2 protein-coding genes are annotated in these 1,410 nt (G+C 33.5%); both read left to right on the forward strand.

The window, feature by feature from the left end; all coding sequences use genetic code 11:
• Positions 1–853 (forward strand): leucine-rich repeat domain-containing protein (locus tag Megvenef_RS09475; protein ID WP_322777666.1); only part of this gene is annotated, 853 nt, incomplete at its 5' end.
• 57 nt (positions 854–910) lie between these two features.
• Positions 911–1,410 (forward strand): transposase (locus tag Megvenef_RS09480; RefSeq protein WP_322777667.1); only part of this gene is annotated, 500 nt, incomplete at its 3' end.

The raw sequence follows: 1,410 nt of genomic DNA on the forward strand, positions 1-1,410 counted from the left end.
TAGTAATAATGTAAAGTCATTAACCTTAGATTTAAGTAATGAAACAACCGAACATTCAGCTTTGTTATCTGAAATAATAAAATATAATTCTACTCTTCAGAGCTTAAATATACGCCACTTAACTACTCTATCAATAAATAGTATATTTCAAGCTCTACCAGTCAATAATAGCCTTGAATCTCTGACCCTAGAAGGCATAAAAACCCTCTCTGATATAAGCAGTCTTTTTGCGAGTATATGTTCAAATACATCACTTAAGTCTTTGTATATACATAGGTGTAACGTAAAAGATCAGGACCTGAATTTTATAGAGACAAATAGCTCTCTAAAAACCTTATCCCTAGACGAAGGTAGCAACGGCGATGGTTTTACTTTCCAAGGCCTTGAGATCATGAGGAAATGGTTGATACAAAATTCAACTCTAGATACATTAAAGTTCAGACTTAATAATAATGTTGACCAAAAAACCGTTTTATCTTTTATCCAGGACGCTAATAATTTGCTAGAATTAGATATAACAGTAGAAAATTATCCTACAACAGATATATATGATGGGAATAATATACTTGAGCTAATTCCTTTGACAAGTAGTTTATGTTATCTCCACTTAACTCATATTATTAGTCCTGGTTCTACAGCTAGTACAGCTTACAACACAAGAATAGGATCAGAAATTTTAAGCTTCATCCACACTGAAGATCTTGCTCTATATGAGAAAATATATTTTGCAAAAAGGCTTGCTATTAGCCCTAAAGCTCTAGATTTTTATCGAGAAAAAAAAGACGCGAAGACAGAAGACGTTGATGCAATTTCTAAATTAGCGAGCTTTGTTGCTAAGGGTCTGTCCATCTAAGTGTGTAAATTCCTTATAGGTTATATAATCAATTAATATAACTAAGAGGAATAAAATATGACTAAAAACACTATCAATAATAAGAATAATGAAGCTATATCCGCAGCGATAGATTTACTGGTAAGTAAAGAAGTAGATCTATCGAATGTTTTAAGCAAAGGCGGGTTATTGAAACAACTAACAAAACGTCTTGTGGAAAAAGCTTTACAGGCAGAGATGAATAATCATCTAGGTTATGACAGATACGATCGTATTATCACTTCTAATAACGCCCGTAACGGTGTATCTCAAAAGAATCTAATCAATGATAATGGCCTGATTAAAATAGACGTTCCAAGGGATAGAGATGCTGAGTTTGAACCTGCAATGATTCCCAAAAGAAAAACAAGAATTGAAGGTTTAGATCAAAAAATTCTATCCTTATACGCCAAAGGAATGAGTCTATCAGATATTAAACTTCAGATTCAGGAACTATACGGGGCTGACATTAGCGAAAGCCTTGTTAGTAGAATTACTGATGATGTCATGGACGATGTTAAAGCTTGGCAAGGCAGGCC

This window comes from Candidatus Megaera venefica (assembly GCF_034554655.1).
Classification (GTDB): Bacteria; Pseudomonadota; Alphaproteobacteria; order Rickettsiales; family Rickettsiaceae; genus Megaera_A; species Megaera_A venefica.